A 21408-nucleotide genomic window follows, 5' to 3' on the forward strand; every position below is an offset into this window, starting at 1 on the left:
GCCGCCAGCCACAGGCCAAACGATGACGGCATGGCGATCTGCAAATGCGTGTAGCCGGGCAGTAAAACGTCTTTGTACTGCTCGCTTAAATCGATTAGCAAATCAAAAAGCGCGCGCACCTGATCGACGATCTTTTTGATTTCGGCTCGCACAAAAAGCCTTAGATCCACCAGCACCTGATCGTTGCGCGAACGGCCGGTGTGCAGACGCGCGCCGGCTTCGGCATCCATGCGCGTCAACAATAACTCAACCTGCGAATGAATGTCTTCCACGCCCGGCTCAAATTGAAAGACGCCGGAATCAATCTGGCGCAGGATCTGCTTCAGGCCGTTTTGCAGTTTTTCATAGGTCTGCCGGTCGATTAACCCCACCTTGCGCAGCATGGCGCCGTGCGCCAGCGAACCGATGACATCCCACCTGGCCAGCAGATAATCCAACTGCTGATCTTTGCCAATGGTAAATCGTTCCACTTCGGGATCCAATGGACTGTTCTTTTGCCAAACTTTTTTACTGTTTTTCATCATACCGTTCTCTTTTTAAAAATACAAAGTTCTTTGCCCTCATCCTCTGGATTTCCCTCTCCCAGAATAGAAGTCCAGGAGAGATGGGAGACTGGTCAGGGGAAAGATTCTTCAAAAAGTGTACAATATTCTTACATTGGTCAATTTCTATTCAACCATTCAACCAATTCCCCCCTAAACTCCTAAACCTCTAAACATCTAAACTTCTAAACACCCCATCCTCTCCCCAGCAGCGCCTCCAGCAGCTGAACGTATTTTCTAATGCCATCTTCAATCTCCCTCAGGTAGATGAACTCATTGGGCGTGTGCGAACGCTCCGACATGCCCGGCCCCATTTTCACTGACGGCGCTTCGATGTACGTCTGATCAGAGAGCGTGGGCGAACCAAAGGTGGAAATGCCCATTCCTTGCGCAATCTTCACCAGCTCATGCCCGGCGTCGATGGAAGATGGCTTCAGGCGCAGCGAAGTGCGCACGATTTCGCTTTTGATGTTCTGGCGGATGATGTCCAGAATCTCTTCATGTGTGTAAACTTCCGTGGTTCGGATGTCCACCGTAAAGTCGCAGCGATCGGGGATTACGTTGTGCAGTTCGCCCGCCTGAATGGTGGTCACCGTCATTTTGACCGGGCCAAGGAGTTTCGAGACTTTCGGGAACTGAAACGAGCTGAACCACTGGATGTCTTCCATGGCTTTCAGAATGGCGTTCTGGCCGATATTACGAGCCGCGTGCCCGGCCACGCCGTGCGCTCGACAGCGTAAAACCATTAAGCCTTTTTCGGCGATGGCCATTTGCATGCCCGTGGGCTCGCCCACTATGGCCAGGTCTATGGCGCCCCATTCCGGCAGTACGGAGCGGATGCCTTTTTCTCCGGAATTTTCTTCTTCTGCCGTGGCCGCCATGATGACGTTGTAGGCAAGCTGCTCTTTTTCGTAAAAATAGACAAAGGCGGCCAGCAAACTGACCAGCGGAGCGCCGGCGTCGTTGCTGCCCAGTCCGATTAATTTTCCGTCTCTGACCACCGCTTCGAACGGATCGGTTTGCCAGCCCTGCACCGGACGCACCGTGTCGTGATGCGAATTGAGCAAAAGCGTCGGTTTGGTCGGATCAAAATTTTTATTAAGCGCCCACACATTGTTGTGCTTTCTTACGGTGGCAACGCCCTTTTCCTGCAGAAAGGAATCGATCAGGGCCGCGGTTTCATCTTCCTGCCCGCTAAAGGACGGCCGCTTAATCAATTGCTTAAGCAGTTCGATGGCTTCGTTGGTTAATGGTTGAATATTTTGCATGAGATTATTCCAATGTAATTTGCGTTCCTTTTTTCAGTTGATTAAAATGCGTAATACGCACCTTTTGCACTCCTTTGCGTAAGGCGTCGAAGGCGTTGTCCAGCTTGGGAATCATTCCCTGAGTAATGACCTTCCGCCGGCGGTGCTGTTCGTAGAGCGCCGGATTCATCTGCTTGATAACGCTGGATTCATCCTCCGCCTGCGCAAGCACACCCGGCTTTTCGAAGCAGAAGATTAATTCCGTGGGGAAAACGGCGCTCATGGAAATGGCCAGCTGCGTGGCAATGGTATCGGCATTGGTGTTCAGCATTTGTCCCCTGCCGTCGTGCGTCAATGCGCAAAACACCGGCGTCAGATCGGTTTCCAGAAACCAGTGCACGCGCTGAACGTCTATTTTTACGACGTCGCCCACCAGCCCGTAATCGATGGTTTGCGCCGGACGTTTCCGGGCCAGAATCAGTCCGGCGTCGGCCCCGCTTAACCCCACGGCATTTAGGCCAAGGCCCTGCAGCAGGGCCACGATCTTTTTATTGTACAGGCCGCCGTAAACCATTAAAGCCACTTCCAGAGCCGCTTCATCGGTAATGCGCCGGCCCTCAATCATGCGCGGCGTAAAGCCCAATTGTTCTGCGATTTGCGTCGCTTTTTTTCCGCCGCCATGCACCAGCAGTTTGAGTTCCGGCCAGGCGCTGAAAGCCTTTAAGAAAGCGCCTAACGCCTGATCATCTTCCAGAACTCTTCCGCCTATTTTGAAAATCGTTAATTTTCTTTTCATCTTTTTTACCTGCTAAGTTTAATACGCGCCGCTCCAGTAATTACTCTATGATAAAGTCGTCGTGCGCCTGGGCGTAAAAATTTCTCGCCGCGCTGTACAGAAGCCGCCCGCCGTTTGAAGCAAATTAAGCCCTTCTGGCCTCGGCCCATCACAGGCCGACGAGCGCTTTTGCGTTTTTAAAAAGCCGATGGTTTCAAATGCAGTCCCAGATTCTCCCCCAAACCAAACATTAAATTCATGTTTTGCACGGCCTGGCCGGCGGCGCCTTTAATCAAATTGTCAATGACGCTGATGATGAGCAGCTGGTCGTCTTCTTTTATCAGATGCAGCAGCGCTTTATTGGTATTGACCGCCTGCTTTACATCCGGGTTGGACTCGACCACAAACACAAAGGGATGCGGTTCGAAATAGGCTTCGTACAAAGAGCGCGCTTCATTTAGCTTCAGCTCAGTCCTGGTGTAAACGGCCGCCAGAATGCCGCGCGTGAAACTGCCGCGCATGGGCACAAAATGGATGACCGGCTGTGCACCACTGCCGACGTGCTGCAGGGTCTGTCTGATTTCATCCAGATGCTGATGTTTAAACGGATTGTAAAGCGACACATTGCCGCTGCGCCAGGTAAAATGCGTGGTTTCGGAGTGGGCCTGTCCGGCGCCGGTGGAACCCGTAATGGCCGAAACATGCGCTTCTGCCTGCAGCAAACCGCTGGCCGCCAGCGGCAACAAGGCCAGTTCAATGGCCGTGGCAAAACAACCCGGATTGGCAATTTTCGAAGCCGTTTTGATTTGATCTTTAAATGCTTCCGGCAAACCGTACACAAAATCGTTGTTGGCCGTTTTCAGACGAAAATCGCGACTCAGATCGATGATTTTAACGTCAGGATCGATTTTCGTTTTCTGTAAAAACGATGCCGAAGCGCCGTGCCCCATGCTCAGGAACAGTACATCCACATCCGATAAAATGGTCTCCGAAAAACGCAGCTTTGTTTCGCCGATTAAATCTTTATGCACCTCGGCTACCGCTTTTCCGGCCTGACTGCGGCTGTGCACAAAGGCCAGCTCCACCCATGGATGGTTGAGCAAGATGCGCAGTAACTCGCCGCCCACATATCCCGCTCCGCCTACAATTCCCGCGCGAATCATTTGGCATTCCCTCCGGCTTTTTGCTGCACCTGATGGAAGATTCTGCTCTGTACGGCCAGAATCTTTGCAAAACCGCGGGCGTCACTGCCCTCCCACAAATGGTTCATTTCGCCGTATGCCGCTGCGTCGGATGCCATTAAATCAAAAGGACTTTCAATGCCCTGCAGTTCAAAGCGATAAGGATAGACTTTCACCAATACCGTTCCGCTGACATGACGCTGCGTGTCCTGTAAAAAGGCTTCGATATTGCGCATGACCGGATCCAGATACTGTCCTTCGTGCAGCAGCATGCCGTACCAGTTGGCCAGCTGCTCTTTCCAGTACATCTGCCATCTGGTAAGCACGTGTTTTTCAAGCAGCTGATGCGCTTTTAGAATTAACAGGGGCGCCGGCGCTTCAAAGCCCACTCTTCCTTTAATGCCGATGATGGTATCGCCCACATGAATATCGCGCCCAATACCGTAAGGCGCCACCAGGGCGTTTAAGGCTTTAATGGCTTTAAGCGGATTGTCAAATTTCCGACCATTAAAAGCGGTCAGTTCTCCGCTTTCGAACTGCAGCGTTAAATCCAGCGGCGTTTGTTCGGTAACCGGCGTGGGAAACGCCTCTTCGGGCAAAGGTTGATGAGATGTTAATGTTTCTTCGCCGCCCACAGAAGTTCCCCACAGTCCCTGATTGATGGAGTACTTTGCCTTTTGCCATGGCACATCCAGCCCGAACTTTTTCAGGTAGGCGATCTCTTCTTCGCGCGAAAGCTTTTGATCGCGCACGGGCGTTAAAATTTCAACCTGCGGCAAAAGAATGTGAAAGATCATATCAAAGCGGATTTGATCGTTGCCGGCTCCGGTGCTGCCGTGCGCCACGTAATCGGCGTTGATCTCTTTTACATAGTCCGCAACGGCCATGGCCTGAAACACGCGTTCTGCGCTGACCGAAAGCGGATAGACGCCATTGCGCAAAACGTTGCCAAAAATCAGGTATTTGACACAGCGGCCGTAAAATTCCTGCTCAATGTTTACCGTGCGGTGCTCGACGACGCCCAGCTGGCGGGCTCTGGCCTCCAGGGCATCCACCTCTTCCTTCGAAAAACCGCCGGTGTTAACGGCAATGGTAAAAACGTCCAGCCCCTTCTCGCGCGCCAGATATTTGGCGCAGTAGGTGGTATCCAGACCGCCGCTAAAGGCCAATACGACTTTTTTGTTCATTGATGACTTCACTTTCTTTCGTTTTGTTTTTCTTCTTTTCTTCCGGATCAAACAGCATGGCCGTGCACAAACAATGCTTTCTGTTGGTTCGTTGTAAGATATCAAAGTTTACGCAGCTCTCGCAGCCTTTCCAGAACTCTTCGTCGTCGGTGAGCTGGCCAAAGGTCACCGGCCGGTAGCCAAGCTGATAGTTTATTTTCATCACCGCCGGACTGGTGGTAATGCCGAACAACTTGGCATGGGGAAATTTTTTACGGGAGAGTTCAAAGGCCGCCTGTTTGATGAGCTTGCCCAATCCCAGCTCTCTGAACTCCGGCACGACGATTAAACCGGAATTGGCCACGTAATTTTTCTCTTTCCCCCAGCTTTCGATGTAGCAAAAACCGGCCAGTCGGCCATCCGACGTTAAGGCAATAACCGCCTTTCCTTCGCGCATTTTGGATTTGATATATTGCGGGTCGCGCTTGGCAATACCGGTTCCCCGGACCCTGGCCGCCTCTTCTATGGTCTTACAGATTTCTTCTGCGTATTTAAAATGCTCTGCACTGGCTGTAAAAATTTTGACCTTGTTTGTATCCATTTCTCCTCCTGAAACGTTAGGAAAAAGTCGTTAAATGTTGATTATGTCTGTTTTACGGTGTACTAAAAAAGAATTAAGGTCGTCGTCGACCTCTTGGTCGGTAAAAAGGCGCGAGGTAATGTGGAAGAATGTATTTTAAATTTAGTGCCATTTTCGTTTTCACTGTTTTTTGTTTTGGGGAATATACTAAAGCTGGGAGAAAATGCAAATTTTTTTGCAACATATTGCATGTTTATTCATAATTAAAATAGCCATCCCGAAATATCGGGATGGCTACGGGCCTTGCTTCCTTCCATGGAACCCATGAACTTCCTGTTCCATAGTTAAGTTTCGGCGATTGAATTTAAATGATGAAAATAAAGCGGGATTTGATCAGTTTTTGGCTAATTCGATCGATGTTGCCCCAGAATGTTTTTTTATGCTGGCAAAATGGAGAAGAGGCTTCTTTAATGCAGAGAATAAGCGAACCCACCGTTTTGCTGAGCGCTTTTATTTTTGGTAAGAACTGCCGCACCGGCCAGGCCTCTGCTTTAATCTTTAATCTTTGTTCTTTAATCTTTACCTCTATTCATCCGTAATCAACGTTTATTTTTCCGCCATCTTCTTTTCCGGTTTATGGCGCGTAATTTGCCCCTCTACCATGTAAACCACATCCTCTGCAATATTGGTGGCCAGGTCGGCAATCCGTTCCAGGTAACGCGACAACGAGCTAAACTGCAAGTACACAGCTGTTTTTTGCGGTTTTTGTTTAATCTTCTCTTCCACCAATCGATACAATTGTCGGTGCATGGCATCCACCTCGTCATCCAGGGCACATACCTGCTGAGCTACAGGAACATCCAGATTAATGAATGCGGTCAGGCTGTTTTTGAACATCTTCTTAACCCGTTCGAACATGATTTCCAGGTGAACAAGGAGATCGCTCTCTCCTAAATACTTCAATTCCAGACCTCTGCGAGCAATGTTGGCGGCCAGGTCTCCCACGCGCTCCAGATCATTATTCATTTTCAGGATGGAAATCACATAACGCAAATCAAAAGCTACCGGCTGGTGCAATGCCAGTATTTTCAGGCATTCATTCTCAACTTCCACTTCCAATTCGTCAATCTTTTGGTCATTGGCAATGAGCTTGCGCGCCAGCGCTTCGTCTCTGTTTTTGAAAGCAACAAGCGCATCGTACAGCGCTTCTTCCACAAGAGTACTAAGGTTAAGTACTTTTTTCTTTAATTGATCAATATCTCGTTGCAGATGAACTCGCATGGAGTACCTCTCTAAAGTCACGTTCTTTTTTCAATTCTTTAACCATGAAATTTGTCAGGCAAGAGCCCACGCACATCATAGTTCTGTAACACCGGGCGGGACGGTTCCAAAAAGCGGTTGACCTTCATACCGACTTTCCAGACTTTTGCGTGCGCCTTGTCCGCCGGAAAAAGGTTATCCAAACCGTCCGGTGATGTAATTCTCCGTTTCCTTTTTCCTGGGATTGGTAAAGATCTGATTGGTTTCTCCGTATTCCACAATGTAGCCTTTGTAGAAGAAGGCCGTGTAATCCGAAATCCTGGCCGCTTGCTGCATGTTGTGAGTTACAATGACAATGGTGTAACGATTTTTCAGAGATTCCACCAGTTCTTCGATTTTAGCCGTGGCAATGGGATCAATAGCCGAAGTGGGTTCATCCATCAACAAAATTTCCGGTTCAACGGCAATAGCCCGCGCAATGCACAGGCGTTGCTGCTGGCCACCGGAGAGATCCGTTCCCGGTTTATTTAATTTATTCTCTACCTCATCCCACAGTGCAGCCCTTTTTAAGGCCTCTTCCACTCTGCCGGCCAGTTCGCTTTTGGATAATTTGTAATGCAAACGCAAACCGTATGCCACATTGTCAAACACGCTCATGGGAAAGGGCGTTGGTTTTTGAAAGATCATGCCCACTCGTTTGCGTAATTTGATTAAATCGGTATCATCAGAAAGGATATTCTTGCCATCGAGCAAGACCTCGCCTTCAGCCCTCTGGTCTCTGTACAATTCATAAATGCGATTGTACACGCGCAGGTGTGTGGATTTTCCACATCCGGAAGGGCCAATGATGGCCGTTACCTTCTTCGGTTCAATTTCCAGATTATTATTGAACAGGGCCTGGTGTTCTCCGTAAAAGAAATTTAAATTACGAACGGAGATGCGCCCTTCGCCCATCTGTTCCAATTGCAGGTTGGTCAGAACATCTTGTTTATTTAGCATGTCTATCTCTCACTAAAAATCGCACGGCTATGGTTGAAATTAAAATGGCAAAGGTAATCAAAAAAGAGGCGCCCCAGGCCGCTTGCTGCCAATCGGCGTACGGTGACATGGCATAGTTAAAAATGGTTACCGTCAGGTTGGCGGTGGGACGCGTAAAGTCCTGGGGCCAATAGGGACTGTTCAAAGCGGTAAAGAGCAGCGGGGCTGTTTCCCCGCTTATTCGCGCAACGGCAAGCATGACGCCTGTGATCAAACCTTTTTTAGCCGCCCTGAACACTACATTAATCGTTACCTTCCAGCGGGGCATTCCCAGGGCCAGAGCCGACTCGCGTAACGCTGCGGGCACCATTTGAAGCATGTCTTCGGTGGTACGCGCCACCAGAGGAAACATCAATACGGCCAGAGCTACAGAACCGGCGTAACCGGAAAAGTGCCCGATAGGCCGGACCACCAAAACATAAACAAAGATGCCAATGATTATGGAAGGCGTACCCATCAGAATGTTGGTAAAGAAGCGCACGGCCTGGGCAAACTTCGACTGCCCGCCAAATTCGCTCAAATAGATTCCGGCCAGCAAGCCAAAGGGAACACTGAGTAGCGTGGCAACAACCGTGATCATTAAAGTACCAAGAATGGCATTGCCCAGTCCGCCGCCACTCATCCCGGGAGGCGCAGGCAATTCCGTAAAAAAAGCCAGATCAATGGCCCTGAATCCGCGTAAAAAGACCACGCTTAAAATCCAGATTAAAAAAATTAATCCAAGCAGAGCGCCGGCACCGGCCACGATTCGCACCGCAAAATCCAGGTAAATTCTGCCCTTTTCTGATCGCTGTTTCATTGTACGCCCATCTTTTTCTGAATCCGTTTTAGCCAGATTTGCGACACCAGTTGAATAATGAATGTCACAACGAATAATAACAGTCCCAGTTCGATCAAAGCGCTAAGATAGATCGGCTCAGCGGCTTCGGCAAATTCATTGGCCAGAGTAGCGGTGATACTGTTCGAAGGTGCAAACAACGAGGTGGAAATGACGTTGCTATTGCCGATCACAAAGGTCACGGCCATTGTTTCTCCGATGGCTCGTCCCAGGCCAATGAAGGTGGCGCCAACCATGCCCTGAATACCATAGCGCACCATTACCTTAACCATTTCCCAGGTGGTAGCCCCCATGCCCACAGCCGATTCTTTGACAACCGCAGGAACCATTAAAAACACTTCGCGCATGACCGAACTGATGAAGGGTAAAATCATGATGGCCAAAATGAACCCGGCGGTCAGCATGCCGATGCCCATGGGCGGCCCCTCAAACAGGAATAAATTTCCACTTACTTTTTGTAAATAAGGTTGCACATATCTGGCCATCAGCGGGGCAAAGACAAAAAGGCCCCACATTCCGTAGATAATGCTGGGAATGGCGGCCAGTAGTTCAATGGCCATGCTAAAAAATTTACTGATCGCCGGTGGCGCCATTTCCACTAAAAACAGAGCAATAACCAGACTCAGAGGCACCGCAATCAACATGGCGATCAGCGTGGAAATGAGCGTACCGTACAAACTGGAAAGCGCGCCAAATTCCTGGTGCACCGGATCCCAGATATTGGTGAGCAGGAATCGCAGACCAAATTTTTCAATTGAAAGCATTGAGTTGGCCACCAGTTCAATAAACATCAGGGCCATAATCACTAAAATGAGACTGGCGCCCAGAATGGTGAGCAACCTGAACAATCCATCATTTCTGCTTTGCGTACTGCGCTCTAATAGTATTTTCATATTCTTACAATTTTTTTAATCCTCAGCAATAGACCTATCCTGGGCTTTGGTCTCTTTTGCTCATCACAAAAAACTAAATAAATGCAATATTCCCACCCTTAAAAAGGACAGGAATATCACCGTTTAATTGCTCGGACCTGGAACAGAGAAGGACGTCTCTGGCATTACCTCCACTACTTGTCCCAGACCGGCTGACCGTTAGCTTTAATTTCATTTTTCCAGGTGGTCTCTACTAAATTGTACACCGGCTCCGGCACCGGCACATAGTGCAATTTCACAGCTAACTCTGATCCATGGCGGTAACACCAGTCGAAAAATTCCAGTACGGACCGGGCATGAGCTTTATCGGACTGCTCTTTGTGCATTAAGATGAAAGAGGCGCCGGTAATGGGCCAGGAATCGGCGCCGGGCTGATCGGTAAGCACCAGATAATATCCAGGCGCATGAGCCCAGTCTGCATTCGCCGCAGCAGCCTGGAAACTTTCCAGCAGCGGTTTTACAAAATTTCCGTCTTTATTCTTCAATTGTACGTAATTCATTTTATTCTGCAAGGCATAGGCATATTCAACGTAACCAATAGCCCCATCCACGCTTTTCACAAAGGAGGCCACCCCCTCATTGCCTTTACCAGCCACGCTGTTGGCCTCTGGCCAGGCCACTGCCTTACCAAAGCCCACTTTTGTTTTCCAGTCCTCAGAAATTTTGGACAGATAGTTGGTAAAAATCCAGGTTGTCCCGGAACCATCGGCGCGATGCACAGTGGTAATCGCTTTGTCCGGCAGATTGATCTCCGGATTGATCTGTTTCAGCCGGGCATCATTCCAGCGGTTGATCTTTCCTAAATAGATGTCGGCCAGGGCCTGAGGCGTCAATTTGACGCTGCCTTCGGCAACGCCCTGAAGATTAATCACAGGCACGACGCCTCCGATGACCATAGGGAATTGAATGAGTCCGGCCTGGTCTAATTCCTCTTTGGTCAGAGGAGCGTCCGAAGCGCCAAAATCAACCGTTTTAGCCTTAATCTGAGCCACACCGCCTCCGGAACCGATGGATTGGTAATTGATTTTTATGCGCGTCATCTTTTCATATTTGTAAGCCCATTGAGCATAAATAGGATAGGGGAAGGTGGCGCCGGCTCCATTGATCACCTCGGTGGACACTTTGCCTTTTTTGCCTTCTTCCTTTTTACAAGAAAAAAGCCCCAGGCCAAGCATCAGGCTTAATAAAACGGTCATTGTGATTTTGAAATTCATAGCGTATTCCTATTTGTTTTGTTTCACTGTTTGATTCTTTCATCGAAATAAATAATAGGAATTAAATGTTAGTGTTTTGTTAAGGTATTGTTAAAAATTAGTATTCGTGCAGTAACTTTCGGGGCTGTTTTGCCGGCTTCCTGCCGAACCATTCATGTTTTACAAGAAAGCCCAGAACAGAGGCGTTGAATCAGGGAAGAATGTTTTGTTTCAGCGATCCAGGCGGAAGCGTTCTCCCAGGTAAAGCTTGCGTGCTTCTTTATCATTGGCCAAAAAATCGGCATCGCCTTCTTTTAAAATCCGTCCTTCAAACAGCAGGTAAGCCCGATCGGTAATAGAAAGCGTTTCGTGCACATTGTGATCGGTTATGAGCACGCCGATATTGCGTTTTTTCAATCCATGAACAATATTTTGAATATCTTCAACGGCGATGGGATCCACTCCGGCAAAGGGTTCGTCCAGCAAGATAAATCGGGGATTGGTAACCAGGGTACGGGCAATCTCCGTGCGTCTTCGTTCGCCGCCCGAAAGCTGGTACCCTCTTGTTCTGGCAATATGCGTAATGCTTAACTCTTCTAATAGCTGCCGGGTACGATCCTTACGTTCGGAACGGGGTACGCCAATCAGTTCCATGATGGCCAATAAGTTCTCCTCAACGGTCAATTTGCGAAAAATCGAAGGTTCTTGAGGCAGGTAAGCCAGCCCGCGTCGAGCCCGCTTGTACATGGGCAGCCTGGTAATATCTTCATGGTTGAAAAAGATGCGTCCGCCATTGGGCCGAATCATCCCGGTAATCATGTAAAAAGTAGTGGTTTTCCCTGCCCCATTGGGACCCAGTAAACCAACAATTTCGCCCTGCCTCAAATAGATGGACACATCGTTTACCACGCGACGCTTATGGTAAATTTTAACCAGATGTTCACCACGTAAAACGGCACGCTGTTCATTGCTGCTCAAATTTAATCTCCTTTTTAAACGCTTCCGGATAATAGATACCCCGCGCTCCGCCAACAATGCTAATACTGTCCAGTTTGCCCGCTTCAAAAAAGATTTTTATTGTATCGGCTGTGGCAAAATTAGCGCCTTTGTCTTCGGCATTTTTATCCGTGATGTAATATAAGCTGCTGGCATTATCGATGGCAATAATTCGTTCCGGCTTTTTGTCCTTAATAAAGAAATCGATCCGTTTACCCCGCAAAACATCTTCTTCACCGCTCAGCGAATCGGCCAGAGTGCGTGCCTCGGCCTGACCTAACAGCGTAATCTTTTTTAAGCGCAACGAATCAAAATAGACTTCCATTTTCAGTCCTTTTAACTGGCTATCCTCATACCAGGCCTGAGGATGATTTTTTAACAACGCCATGTCGCTGTCCAGCAGATAGATGGCTGTGTCGCAAACGGCTTTCAATGCGCCCTGCACAATGGTTACACTGTCAATGGCCACCGCTCTGCGATCCTCTTTGACATTAAAATATTGTAACACATTGGCGAAGATGTTCAATGTATCGCCTGAGGTTGTGTCCACTTTTAACAGATGGGCATCCAGCGAAATCTGACTGAATTTTTCCTTGGGATGGTAAAAACCCTGTTGTCCCCAGATATGCGTTAAATTTTCACGGTTGAAAAGGTAGAGATGCTCGCGGGCTGTAGCTTCACCCGATTTAAAATTGTATTCCAGATATTCGGCATACAGCGAATCTTCCTCGGTTTTGATCTGTACCTGACCGTAGCAGTAGCTCTGACGCGGTTCCCAATAATACTCGATTTTGTTGGCCCGAATCGTGCTCTGTCCATTGGTAATCTTCACCCGACCTTCAAAATCAATCTTTTTGTGCTGCTCGTGCATGACCGCCCGATTGCACCACATGTGGATGGTATCCTGTTGAAAATGGACATTCCCCTCAAAGATACGCAGTTGTTCACCTTCTATTTTTTGTCCCACATGCCGATCGGCATGCAGTAACTCCAGTCCTCTACCTTGAGGAAAAGCGCGGATAGTCAGGAAAATCAGAAGAAAGGGTAACAGACGCAGCATGGCATTACTCAATATTGATGGTTTTAGAAGTACGACCCCGGGGATTGATGATCTCATAATTGACCAGGTCCGGACTGGATCGGAAACGATCGCCGTACAGGGTGTCGTTCTCTTCGGTGGTCAAAACAATGGGAATCTCGGAATAAATTTTTTGTTTTTTATTGTCCCATTTCAAAGTATCGGTATACAATGTCAGTCCGCTGTCCGAAACGACGACCACCTGCCCGTAGGCTTCCATGTCCTGAGTCAGATCATTCACGCGTCCGCCTCTGGCTGTGAGAACCGATTTGTGATTTCCCTGTTCATCGTAAAAGTCCACTTTAATATTTTCATCCAATAAAGTCAGATTTTTTTTGGAAAATTTTTGCACATGCCCGGCTTTCAGCACGCCCACGGTTTTCCCTTCTTTGGTGATCAATACCGTTGCGTTCCAGCTCTCCTGATCAGGAAACTCGCCCGTTGATGTCTGAACACCTTTCTGCTGCTCTTCAGAGCAACTCAGGATTAGAAAACCAATTAACCATAGTAAGATTGTACGCTTCATGCCGTAATGCCCTCCTGCATCAAATCATGCAGATGAATGACGCCGACCAATTTGTCCTGATCGTTCAACACGGGCATGGCAATGATGCGGAATTTCTCCATCTCCTTGTAAGCGATGGTAGCCAGATCATCCTGGTGGATGTACTTGGGATGGGTGTTCATGACTTCGGTTACGGGGATATGGAAAATTTGTTCTGTTTTTTCGATCAGGCGGTTTAAATCGCCCGTGGTGATCACCCCTTTAAGATGCATTTGATGATCTACCACCGGACAAATGCCGCGTTTGTGCGCCATTTCCATGATGGCTTTTTGCATGACATCTTCCAGAAAACAAAATGGTAAGCGTTCGCCGCTTTCCATGATGTCGGACACGCGCATTAACAACTTTTTACCCAGGGTGCCTCCGGGGTGCAGCAAAGCGAAATCTTCGGCAGAAAAACCACGCGCTTCCAGAAGCGCGATGGCCAGGGCGTCTCCCAAAGCGAGAGTTACCGTTGTGCTGGCTGTTGGCGCCAGGTCATTGGGACAGGCCTCCTCTTTCACGCTGATATCCAGCCAGACGCGCGCGTAATGGGCTAAAGTCGAATGGCGGTTAGCCGTCATGGCAATAACCGGCACATCCAGCCTTCGGAAAGAAGGAAGCAGATTAATGAGCTCTGCTGTTTCACCGCTTTTGGAAATGGCAATAATGACATCATCGCGATGCACCATCCCCAGATCGCCGTGTATTCCCTCCGCAGGATGCAGGAAAGCAGAAGTTGTACCGGTACTGGCCAGAGTGGAAGAAATCTTGCGCCCAATAGCGCCCGATTTACCCATGCCTGTGACAATTACGCGGCCCTGACTATTCAGAATAAGTTGCACAGCCTGCGCGAACTGACCGTTAATCCGTTTTTCCAGAGCGTCTAACGATTCCTTTTCGATGCGCACAACGCGTCTGCCGATCTCAATGATCTGATCCTGATTCATTTCCACCCGGTACGATTCCTCCAACATAAATGGTAATACTGTCGTGCCCTTTGCTTTGCAACTGATTGCGGGCCACGGCTTCGGCTAATAAAACCGTTTTGCCCACCATCTCCTGGGTAATGGTAAAACGAAATTCATAATAGCCGTTTTGAGAGGTGTCTGTTTGCCCTACCAGCTGATCATTGACTAACAGGCTCACAAGAGCAATGCCGTTTTCGTGTACGGCTTCTACCTTTACAACACATTCCTGGCTCTGGACAAAATAGCTCCCTTCAGCCGGTTGCACAATTTGCACCAGGGGCTGGGAAGTACTGATTACGTTAATTTGTTTTTGGGGCGAGGTTATTTCGCCGTCTTCATTTTTTACTTTGACCCACAAAAAGTACACTCCACCGCTCAGCGGCGCCACCCAATACACCGTGTCGTTATCCGATGGTGGCAAAAACGTCCCTCCATCGCTCAGCCACACATATTGCAGTGGCCCTTCCAGAGGATTGCTGGCCCGAATACTGGCCCGCACCGTGTCCAGGGGCATAACCTGGTCACGCGAAAGCACAATGCCCTTTTCATCCAGTTCCGGCAATTTCTTGGGATGGATCAAATCGCCTACCTGGTCACAGGAGCTTACCAGCACGGCTAAAAACAAAACATTCCAGATCGTCTTTTTAAAAATGCTCATATTTGGCCTGTAACACCTGTTGTTCGTTTTCCGTTACCAGGGCGCACACCACACCGCTGGCCCGACTGGTAGCAATTTGCCCGGCATCGATGGTCGTGTACGCTCCGGCTTTTAATTTGTCAATCCGAATACCCGGCCAGGTCATCTTTACCACATATTGTAAAGACCAATTCTGATAGCTGGCCTGTTGCACAAATAAAACACGCAAACGCAAATTTTCAGCCGAGTTGTTCCCCAGCCGGGCCACCAGACAGGTGACATGGGCGGCCAGGCCGTCCTGCTCTACTTCTATTTCAAGGGTGTAATCGTTTTTCTGGGCCAGAAGTTCCGAAATAGTGGTTTCCGTACTATTTTTTACTGAAAGCGCATCGTAAGCCCCGGGCACTCTTTGCTGAGCACCATTTATGAACACGTCCGGCAAAAGACGGGAGAGCTCGGGCCAGAGCTGCACATAGCGGTCGTGGAGCTGCTTAAAAAAAGCCTGTTGATCTGCTTCATTGTAGGGATCGTCATAAAACACGCTGTCAATCTCAATATCGCGATGATATTCGACCACAATGATTTGCTCATCAAATTGGGCGCTGAGTGCATTTAAACTTCGAATCGCCCAGCCATTGTACGGCGAGGGGTGACTCAGGTTAACAAAGGCTTCAATCAGGGGAACGTTCTGGCTAAAACTGTCCGGATTTTTAGGATCCAGCGGATTGTTTCGTTGCAGATCGTTGCACCCTACAAAAAAGAAGAACAGTAGAGCCAGGGCCATCCTCTTAAAAATGAATGTAAATCGCAAAGCGCGCACCCTCTCTATCGAATAATCCCTGATAGCTGATCGTCACGTTTTCTTCAGCGCCTGCCTTTAAATCGGGCTGCCTTAAATTTTTGATCCAGCAATAAACACTTGCCAGAAGGCTCGCTCCGGCAACAGTGTAGAAAAAGCCCGACAGTTTGTGCAATTTATTGGCCTTTTGGTAATGGCTGTCCATCTCTTTTAAAGAAACGGCGCTCTGGTAATCGTCATAAGCTTTTTGTGCACTGTTTTGCAGCAGCCCGCCGAGCACAGCGCCAGCCAGCGATGAGAGCAAAAACGTGCGGGTCGGGTATTTTTTCAGGGAAACCTTATCCTGGTACTGCCCTTCCCCGGTCAGGCGAAAGCGAATATTGTTGGCCAGCATCTCTACCATGCGTCTGAAGTGCTGAGTGTCCGGCGCTTCCACACGTTCGACCAGCACCTCGGTCGTTTTTACCCGCGTCACGTGGGCTAAAATGACGTAGCGCTTTTCAAATTTGGTGATCACCCCGCTGATCAGCACGTCTGCGCCGGCCATATTGCCGATTTTACTGACCAGCGCCGAATCCTCTACAAATCCACTCAAGGCCAGGTGCATTTCGGCAAAGAGCTCTTTCAGACGATTTCTTTCCAGCAACGTAATGTGGGCGGATTTTCCTAACTCCGAACCCAGAAAATCGGGCAAATTTCTTTGCCAGGCATCCAGCAAAACTTCATCCGTCTGGTTTTCAAAGCTGGTAATCGCTACACGGATCTGCGCCTGAAGCATTACATGCACTAAAAGAACAAAAGCAACTAACCAGGCAGGATGGATTATGAATTTACGCATGATCAGCTCGTATTTTAATTATTGCGCAAGTTGTTCGATTAAATCATGTAATTTGTTTTGCCATTTCAAAATTTTATCGATGACTTCGCGCACGGCACCTTTACCCCCTTCGGCCACCGTCACATAATCGCAAATGGCCTTTACTTCATCGCGGGCATTGGCCACAGCCACGCTAAACCCTACACGCTTTAAAAGGGGCATGTCCAGAATGTCATCTCCGATGTAACAGATCTCTTCGTCCCTGAGGCCAAGCTCTTTTTTAATCTTTTCGTATTCCGGTAATTTTTCAAAACTGCCCTGCGAAATGACATCCACTTTTAGTTCTTCAGCCCGTCGGCGCACCAGATCGGATTTGCGCCCGGTTAGGATGCCCGTTTTGATTCCGGCCATGCGAGCCAGGGTAATGCCCATGCCGTCCTGGACATGGAACATTTTGAGCTCGTCGCCCGAGGCCGTGTAAATAATCTCGCCGGAGGTCAATACCCCGTCCACGTCCATTAAAATCAACTTGATCTGCGATAATTTTTGTCTCATGTTCCCCATTCAAAATAACTTATTATTTTAGTTAAATTTCAAAGATTTTTCAACTTTTAAAGAACTGGATGATGGCCTTACAAAACTGCGGCAAATCGTCCGGACGCCGACTGGAGACCATGTTGCGATCCACCACCACCGGCTGATCGACCCACTTGGCCCCGGCATTTTCCAGATCGTCTTTAATGCCCGGGGTTGAGGTACAGGTGAATCCTTTAACGATGCCCGCAGAAATGGCTATCCAGCCCCCGTGGCAGATATGAGCCACTAACTTGCCTCTTTCAAATATCTGACGCGTGATCTGTTTGACGCTCTCCAGGCGACGCAATTTGTCGGGTGCAAAGCCTCCAGACAAAATCAGGCCGTCAAAATCCTCAAAATTGATTTCATCAATGGCCGCTTGCGCTTTACAGGGATAGCCGTTCTTCCCTTTGTACACCTTGCCCTTCTGCGGACCGGCTACCATCACCTTTGCTCCGGCCTCTATTAAGCGCAATTTGGGATACCACAACTCCAGATCTTCGTACAAATCTTCTACAAAAAACAGAATACGTTTACCGGCAATGGACATATTTTCTCCTTCTTCTTTGATGATCACTTTTTCTTTTGCAACGCTTCATAGCCTTTGCAGAATGTTAGGCTCCCGGGCCTTACCAATCCAAAAATTTGAAGCCGCACCAGGCAATCAAATGTTGAGGGGGATGCAATTTCTTCCCCTTCTCCCAGCCATTCTTTTTAATTGGCACCGCCAGCCACACTGGACATGGCTCTCTTACGATCAATCGTGTCGCACACATATTTGTAAACCAGTAACAATAGAAAGGCCACAAACCCTACGCCGGCGTAAAAATACCAGATGTAATGGGCGTGGGCATAGGCTGTTGCCTTTTCAACCGCACTCAACGTGCGGGGATCGGGGCAATACTTGTCCAGCAAATAGCCGCTGGAAACAAAGGCAAACAAATTGGCGAAAAATGTGGTCAGATGCGAATAGCCCAGATACAACCCCTCTTCGCCTTTGGGCGCCTGTTTAGAGGCGTATTCCAAAAAGCGCGGCGATAAAAACGTCTCGGCCAGGCCCTGTAAAGCAATGCCGAAAATCAAAGCTACAGTAATGGGATGTAAAGAAAAAGCGCCAAAAAACGAGACCTGTTCTCCGGACAGAGATGTCAAAATGGGACTCAAAGAAATGGTCAACGCCGAAAAGGGGATGATCAGCAACGCGATGCCAATGGAGCTGACTGGCGGAATTTTACGAACTAGATGCGTTACCGGCACAACCAGCAATACGACCACCAGCGGATTGATGTTGGCCAGCCATTCCGGCGAGGCGTGTTCGCCCACCAGTCGTAAGGTGTATTTGGGCATGGTGGCGTACAACTGGTGCTGAATGGCCCAGAAGCCGGCCACAATGAGAATAAGCGCCATGAAACGCACATTCTTAAGAACGCGTAACAAGCCATTTAACGCTTCTTTTAAACTTTTGCCTTTGCCGGTGGTATCGATGTCTTTGTACAGAAAATAGACAATAAAAAGAGCGAGGAAAGCCATGCCGGCAGCGTAAAAATTGATGTAGCGCAATCCCAATTCAACGCGTAACGGTTTGGCAATGGTTTTACCCAGGAAAGCGCCAATATTCACCATCATGTAAAAGATGGAATAAGCGCGGGCGCGGTGTTTTTCGTCAGAAGCTTTGGCGGCCGTTCCGGTGATGATCGGTTTGACAAAAGAGCCGCCCAGCATGATAAAGCTCAGGGCCGTTACGGCGACCAGTTTTGTGGGCCACAGACCGAGCAGAAGATAGCCGGCGCTCAACAGAGCAAAGGCCAGAATGAGCGCAGACCGGAAGCCCATTTTGTCCGAAAGGGTACCGGTAAAAGTTGGCGCCATGTAAATTAAAGAAGCAAACAGTCCGGTTACCCAGCCGGTTTCAACATCGGTAAAGCCAACCTCGCGCGTAAGATAAACGGCCAGCACAATGAACATGCCATAATAAGCCGCCCGTTCAAACAATTCAATAATATTGGCCACCCAAAATTCACGGGGAAATTTCCAGCTCAATTTTTCTTCCATAATAGCTACTACCCTATTTTTTCCGGTAATCTTTGTAATCGTAGATGCCCACCTCATCCAGGGGCAGGTGAGGTTTAACCATTTCATCGATCGCCTTTGCCTGCCTGAGCAGCTCTTCCAATTTTTGCAGAGGCAACATGCTGGCTGCATCGCACAAGGCGCCGTCACAATCGGGATGGGTTTCAATGAAAAGAGCGTCAACCCCGGCGGCCACACCGGCCCGCGTCAGACTAAAGATAAACTCTTTGGCGCCGCCCCGGCGATCGCTACTGCTAACGCCGTATTTTCGAATGGCGTGGGTTGGATCGAACACCACAGGATAGCCCAGATCGCGCATGATTTTCAGGTTGCGCATGTCCACAATCAAATTGTGGTAACCAAAAAAGGTGCCCCGTTCCGTTAACAAAATCTGATCATTTCCTTCTCCGGTAATCTTATTGATGGCCGTCCGCATATCCGAAGCGGCTAAAAATTGACCTTTTTTAACGTTGATAACCTTTCCTGTTCGGGCCACAGCTAAAAGGAGTGAGGTTTGCATGGAAAGAAACGCCGGAACCTGAATGACGTCCAGTACTTCTCCACAGGCCGGAGCATCGTGCTGATCATGAATATCCGACAGCACCGGAACGCCAAAAGTTTCTTTTACTTTTTGTAAAATTTTTAAGCCGCGTTCTATGCCCGGTCCCTGGTACGATTTTGCGGATGAACGATTATCTTTTAAGTAAGACGATTTAAAAATAAAGGGCAGACCCAGTTTATCGGCAATGGTTTTGACCTGCTCCGCTGTTTTCATTACAATGTCTTCCGACTCAATAACGCAGGGCCCGGCAATCAAAGTTAGAGGATGTCCGGCTCCTATCTTAATTCCTGCCACATCAATAATGCGCATTCATTCCTCCTGAGATATTTTGTTTCAATTATGCCTGCACAATTTACTGACTTAAGGTATTGGTTTCAATTAAAAGCAGAGGCAGTTTACAGATGGCCTTTATTTCCACCCTGTTTAAGGTGCTCCTGGAAGGAAGGAAAAAATAACAGGTTGAGTGTAATTTTAAAAAAGGAGACCGAACCTGCCAAAACTAAATTCAAAAAATAGTGTTTGAATAGCGCTTTAGCGTGGCAGACGAATCCCTCCGCCAACACTCACAAACCAATCCTGAGCTTCCTTATTTAATCCTTTGCCCCCGTAAATATCAAAAATGACATTTCTTTTGATCAGCAAACTCAAACCAAAATCAAAAATCTGTTGGGCTGCCCCGTTTTCCGGATTCAACACAACATATTCAATAAAAGCCGAGGTTTGTTCAGAGAAACTAACATTCAGCACCAGGGTTCCTAAATATTCAAAATAGTCGGCATCACGATAGGTGAGCCCCACATTGTACTCCAAGCGGGCAGCCTCGCTTAGAGGATGGGAACCGATGAAAAGAGCGCCCGGTTCAACTTTGTTTGAAACCAGTTGTCTCGAGCCCACAGGAAGACCCAGGTTGACCAGTAATGCGCCATCGGGCAAAAAACCATGGTGCTCAAACGTTCTGAATTTTGCGCCCAGGCTCAGGCCCTGAACGGAACTAACCGATGTTTTTACATTTTGTATTTTGTCCCGTTGATAGGTAAACTGTCCGCCTAAGCGGACCTCAAAGCGTTTGGTGACTCCAAAACGCAATGTGCTTGCTGCGGCCTGTAGGGTAACGCGTTCTAAATCCGGATTTTGAGGAAAATTTTTATCGGAAAAATAAGAAAGCCCACTTTCGATCTGAAAACGCATTTTTTTGACAGTGGTGTAGGTGTTGGAATATCCTGGCCGATCGATAGTAATCGCGCCATAATATTGCGCAAAGAGCTGATTGATGGTGAACACGGTTAAAAGAGCGGTGCAAAAAAAGATGGTTTTCATATTTCCTCCACTGTTGCAAACCATTAGGCTGCAACAAATGTAACACCTTTACCTCATAAAATCAAAAATGAAGTATTTCATGTCTTCCGGGGAATGGCAGGATATTCCTCAAAATTTTACCACATTCTTTATAAAGTACTTCCTTCAAAAATTTTTGTGCTGAGCGAGGAAGTAAAACCGTTTAATTGTTGAATTGCTGAATGGTTTAATGTCCCGTCACAGAGATTCGGGATTTCCGCTGCGCTCCAACCGGCTGACATCCCAAATTACTATTGGTCGTGAATGGTGT

Annotated in this window: 23 protein-coding genes; all 23 read right to left on the reverse strand. The window is 48.3% G+C overall.

The features are described from left to right. On the reverse strand, positions 1-524 hold a 524-nt coding region (locus tag ACWB0I_RS14785), incomplete at its 3' end, for a lyase family protein (RefSeq protein WP_479388843.1). 203 nt (positions 525-727) lie between these two features. After that, the gene (locus ACWB0I_RS14790) at positions 728-1810 is read right to left on the reverse strand and encodes a M20 family metallo-hydrolase (RefSeq protein ID WP_479388844.1); all 1083 of its coding nucleotides are present in this window, start codon (positions 1808-1810) and stop codon (positions 728-730) included. Between the two features lie 4 nt (positions 1811-1814). Continuing rightward, a complete protein-coding gene (gene argB / locus ACWB0I_RS14795) occupies positions 1815-2585 on the reverse strand; it encodes an acetylglutamate kinase (protein ID WP_479388845.1) in 771 nt (256 codons plus the stop codon). Between the two features lie 176 nt (positions 2586-2761). Beyond that, positions 2762-3727: an N-acetyl-gamma-glutamyl-phosphate reductase gene (gene argC / locus ACWB0I_RS14800; protein ID WP_479388846.1), complete on the reverse strand. Its 966-nt coding sequence runs from the start codon at positions 3725-3727 to the stop codon at positions 2762-2764. Further along, a complete protein-coding gene (locus ACWB0I_RS14805; RefSeq protein WP_479388847.1) occupies positions 3724-4932 on the reverse strand; it encodes an argininosuccinate synthase in 1209 nt (402 codons plus the stop codon). Before ACWB0I_RS14805 ends, argC begins: the two co-directional genes overlap by 4 nt. Next, complete coding sequence (locus ACWB0I_RS14810) at positions 4904-5512, reverse strand: GNAT family N-acetyltransferase (RefSeq protein ID WP_479388848.1); 609 nt, start codon at positions 5510-5512, stop codon at positions 4904-4906. Before ACWB0I_RS14810 ends, ACWB0I_RS14805 begins: the two co-directional genes overlap by 29 nt. Positions 5513-6097: 585 nt before the next feature. Further along, positions 6098-6772: a phosphate signaling complex protein PhoU gene (gene phoU / locus ACWB0I_RS14815; protein WP_479388849.1), complete on the reverse strand. Its 675-nt coding sequence runs from the start codon at positions 6770-6772 to the stop codon at positions 6098-6100. A 174-nt stretch (positions 6773-6946) separates the two neighbouring features. Further along, positions 6947-7750, reverse strand: a complete 804-nt coding sequence (pstB, locus tag ACWB0I_RS14820) for a phosphate ABC transporter ATP-binding protein PstB (RefSeq protein WP_479388850.1) — start codon at positions 7748-7750, stop codon at positions 6947-6949. Beyond that, positions 7740-8588, reverse strand: a complete 849-nt coding sequence (gene pstA / locus ACWB0I_RS14825; RefSeq protein WP_479388851.1) for a phosphate ABC transporter permease PstA — start codon at positions 8586-8588, stop codon at positions 7740-7742. Before pstA ends, pstB begins: the two co-directional genes overlap by 11 nt. Further along, entirely contained in the window at positions 8585-9520 is a 936-nt protein-coding gene (gene pstC, locus ACWB0I_RS14830; RefSeq protein WP_479388852.1) for a phosphate ABC transporter permease subunit PstC, read from the reverse strand. Before pstC ends, pstA begins: the two co-directional genes overlap by 4 nt. A gap of 173 nt (positions 9521-9693) precedes the next feature. Continuing rightward, positions 9694-10773 (reverse strand): phosphate ABC transporter substrate-binding protein PstS, encoded by a 1080-nt coding sequence (gene pstS / locus ACWB0I_RS14835; RefSeq protein ID WP_479388853.1) that lies wholly within the window; start codon positions 10771-10773, stop codon positions 9694-9696. 210 nt (positions 10774-10983) lie between these two features. Next, a complete protein-coding gene (gene lptB / locus ACWB0I_RS14840) occupies positions 10984-11730 on the reverse strand; it encodes an LPS export ABC transporter ATP-binding protein (protein ID WP_479388854.1) in 747 nt (248 codons plus the stop codon). Then, positions 11717-12808, reverse strand: a complete 1092-nt coding sequence (locus ACWB0I_RS14845; protein WP_479388855.1) for an OstA-like protein — start codon at positions 12806-12808, stop codon at positions 11717-11719. Before ACWB0I_RS14845 ends, lptB begins: the two co-directional genes overlap by 14 nt. Positions 12809-12812: 4 nt before the next feature. Further along, complete coding sequence (lptC, locus tag ACWB0I_RS14850) at positions 12813-13352, reverse strand: LPS export ABC transporter periplasmic protein LptC (RefSeq protein WP_479388856.1); 540 nt, start codon at positions 13350-13352, stop codon at positions 12813-12815. After that, positions 13349-14320 carry a KpsF/GutQ family sugar-phosphate isomerase gene (locus tag ACWB0I_RS14855; protein WP_479388871.1) on the reverse strand — a complete coding sequence of 324 codons (972 nt, stop codon included), beginning with the start codon at positions 14318-14320 and terminating at the stop codon, positions 13349-13351. Before ACWB0I_RS14855 ends, lptC begins: the two co-directional genes overlap by 4 nt. After that, positions 14298-14999, reverse strand: a complete 702-nt coding sequence (locus ACWB0I_RS14860) for an Ig-like domain-containing protein (protein WP_479388857.1) — start codon at positions 14997-14999, stop codon at positions 14298-14300. The genes ACWB0I_RS14855 and ACWB0I_RS14860 overlap by 23 nt, the downstream gene beginning before the upstream one ends. Next, on the reverse strand, positions 14986-15789 hold the full coding sequence (locus ACWB0I_RS14865) for a hypothetical protein (RefSeq protein WP_479388858.1): 804 nt from the start codon (positions 15787-15789) through the stop codon (positions 14986-14988). The genes ACWB0I_RS14860 and ACWB0I_RS14865 overlap by 14 nt, the downstream gene beginning before the upstream one ends. Beyond that, entirely contained in the window at positions 15767-16615 is an 849-nt protein-coding gene (locus ACWB0I_RS14870) for a CsgG/HfaB family protein (RefSeq protein ID WP_479388859.1), read from the reverse strand. Before ACWB0I_RS14870 ends, ACWB0I_RS14865 begins: the two co-directional genes overlap by 23 nt. A gap of 18 nt (positions 16616-16633) precedes the next feature. Then, on the reverse strand, positions 16634-17149 hold the full coding sequence (locus ACWB0I_RS14875; protein ID WP_479388860.1) for a KdsC family phosphatase: 516 nt from the start codon (positions 17147-17149) through the stop codon (positions 16634-16636). Positions 17150-17198: 49 nt separating this feature from the next. Next, a complete protein-coding gene (locus ACWB0I_RS14880) occupies positions 17199-17720 on the reverse strand; it encodes a type 1 glutamine amidotransferase domain-containing protein (protein WP_479388872.1) in 522 nt (173 codons plus the stop codon). Between the two features lie 164 nt (positions 17721-17884). After that, complete coding sequence (locus ACWB0I_RS14885; protein WP_479388861.1) at positions 17885-19222, reverse strand: MFS transporter; 1338 nt, start codon at positions 19220-19222, stop codon at positions 17885-17887. A gap of 13 nt (positions 19223-19235) precedes the next feature. Next, entirely contained in the window at positions 19236-20111 is an 876-nt protein-coding gene (gene kdsA / locus ACWB0I_RS14890) for a 3-deoxy-8-phosphooctulonate synthase (RefSeq protein WP_479388862.1), read from the reverse strand. Positions 20112-20333: 222 nt separating this feature from the next. After that, positions 20334-21119 carry a transporter gene (locus ACWB0I_RS14895; protein WP_479388863.1) on the reverse strand — a complete coding sequence of 262 codons (786 nt, stop codon included), beginning with the start codon at positions 21117-21119 and terminating at the stop codon, positions 20334-20336. Positions 21120-21408 lie beyond the last annotated feature (289 nt).

It is taken from the genome of Caldithrix sp., assembly GCF_056497305.1.

What these genes read in the sequence shown, in the direction of transcription:
- ACWB0I_RS14790 (WP_479388844.1), bottom strand. Translation starts at nt 1,810, where the DNA reads ATGCAAAATATTCAACCATTAACCAACGAAGCCATCGAACTGCTTAAG.
- argB (WP_479388845.1), bottom strand. Translation starts at nt 2,585, where the DNA reads ATGAAAAGAAAATTAACGATTTTCAAAATAGGCGGAAGAGTTCTGGAA.
- argC (WP_479388846.1), bottom strand. Translation starts at nt 3,727, where the DNA reads ATGATTCGCGCGGGAATTGTAGGCGGAGCGGGATATGTGGGCGGCGAG.
- ACWB0I_RS14805 (WP_479388847.1), bottom strand. Translation starts at nt 4,932, where the DNA reads ATGAACAAAAAAGTCGTATTGGCCTTTAGCGGCGGTCTGGATACCACC.
- ACWB0I_RS14810 (WP_479388848.1), bottom strand. Translation starts at nt 5,512, where the DNA reads ATGGATACAAACAAGGTCAAAATTTTTACAGCCAGTGCAGAGCATTTT.
- phoU (WP_479388849.1), bottom strand. Translation starts at nt 6,772, where the DNA reads ATGCGAGTTCATCTGCAACGAGATATTGATCAATTAAAGAAAAAAGTA.
- pstB (WP_479388850.1), bottom strand. Translation starts at nt 7,750, where the DNA reads ATGCTAAATAAACAAGATGTTCTGACCAACCTGCAATTGGAACAGATG.
- pstA (WP_479388851.1), bottom strand. Translation starts at nt 8,588, where the DNA reads ATGAAACAGCGATCAGAAAAGGGCAGAATTTACCTGGATTTTGCGGTG.
- pstC (WP_479388852.1), bottom strand. Translation starts at nt 9,520, where the DNA reads ATGAAAATACTATTAGAGCGCAGTACGCAAAGCAGAAATGATGGATTG.
- pstS (WP_479388853.1), bottom strand. Translation starts at nt 10,773, where the DNA reads ATGAATTTCAAAATCACAATGACCGTTTTATTAAGCCTGATGCTTGGC.
- ACWB0I_RS14845 (WP_479388855.1), bottom strand. Translation starts at nt 12,808, where the DNA reads ATGCTGCGTCTGTTACCCTTTCTTCTGATTTTCCTGACTATCCGCGCT.
- lptC (WP_479388856.1), bottom strand. Translation starts at nt 13,352, where the DNA reads ATGAAGCGTACAATCTTACTATGGTTAATTGGTTTTCTAATCCTGAGT.
- ACWB0I_RS14855 (WP_479388871.1), bottom strand. Translation starts at nt 14,320, where the DNA reads ATGAATCAGGATCAGATCATTGAGATCGGCAGACGCGTTGTGCGCATC.
- ACWB0I_RS14860 (WP_479388857.1), bottom strand. Translation starts at nt 14,999, where the DNA reads ATGAGCATTTTTAAAAAGACGATCTGGAATGTTTTGTTTTTAGCCGTG.
- ACWB0I_RS14870 (WP_479388859.1), bottom strand. Translation starts at nt 16,615, where the DNA reads ATGCGTAAATTCATAATCCATCCTGCCTGGTTAGTTGCTTTTGTTCTT.
- ACWB0I_RS14875 (WP_479388860.1), bottom strand. Translation starts at nt 17,149, where the DNA reads ATGAGACAAAAATTATCGCAGATCAAGTTGATTTTAATGGACGTGGAC.
- ACWB0I_RS14880 (WP_479388872.1), bottom strand. Translation starts at nt 17,720, where the DNA reads ATGTCCATTGCCGGTAAACGTATTCTGTTTTTTGTAGAAGATTTGTAC.
- ACWB0I_RS14885 (WP_479388861.1), bottom strand. Translation starts at nt 19,222, where the DNA reads ATGGAAGAAAAATTGAGCTGGAAATTTCCCCGTGAATTTTGGGTGGCC.
- kdsA (WP_479388862.1), bottom strand. Translation starts at nt 20,111, where the DNA reads ATGCGCATTATTGATGTGGCAGGAATTAAGATAGGAGCCGGACATCCT.
- ACWB0I_RS14895 (WP_479388863.1), bottom strand. Translation starts at nt 21,119, where the DNA reads ATGAAAACCATCTTTTTTTGCACCGCTCTTTTAACCGTGTTCACCATC.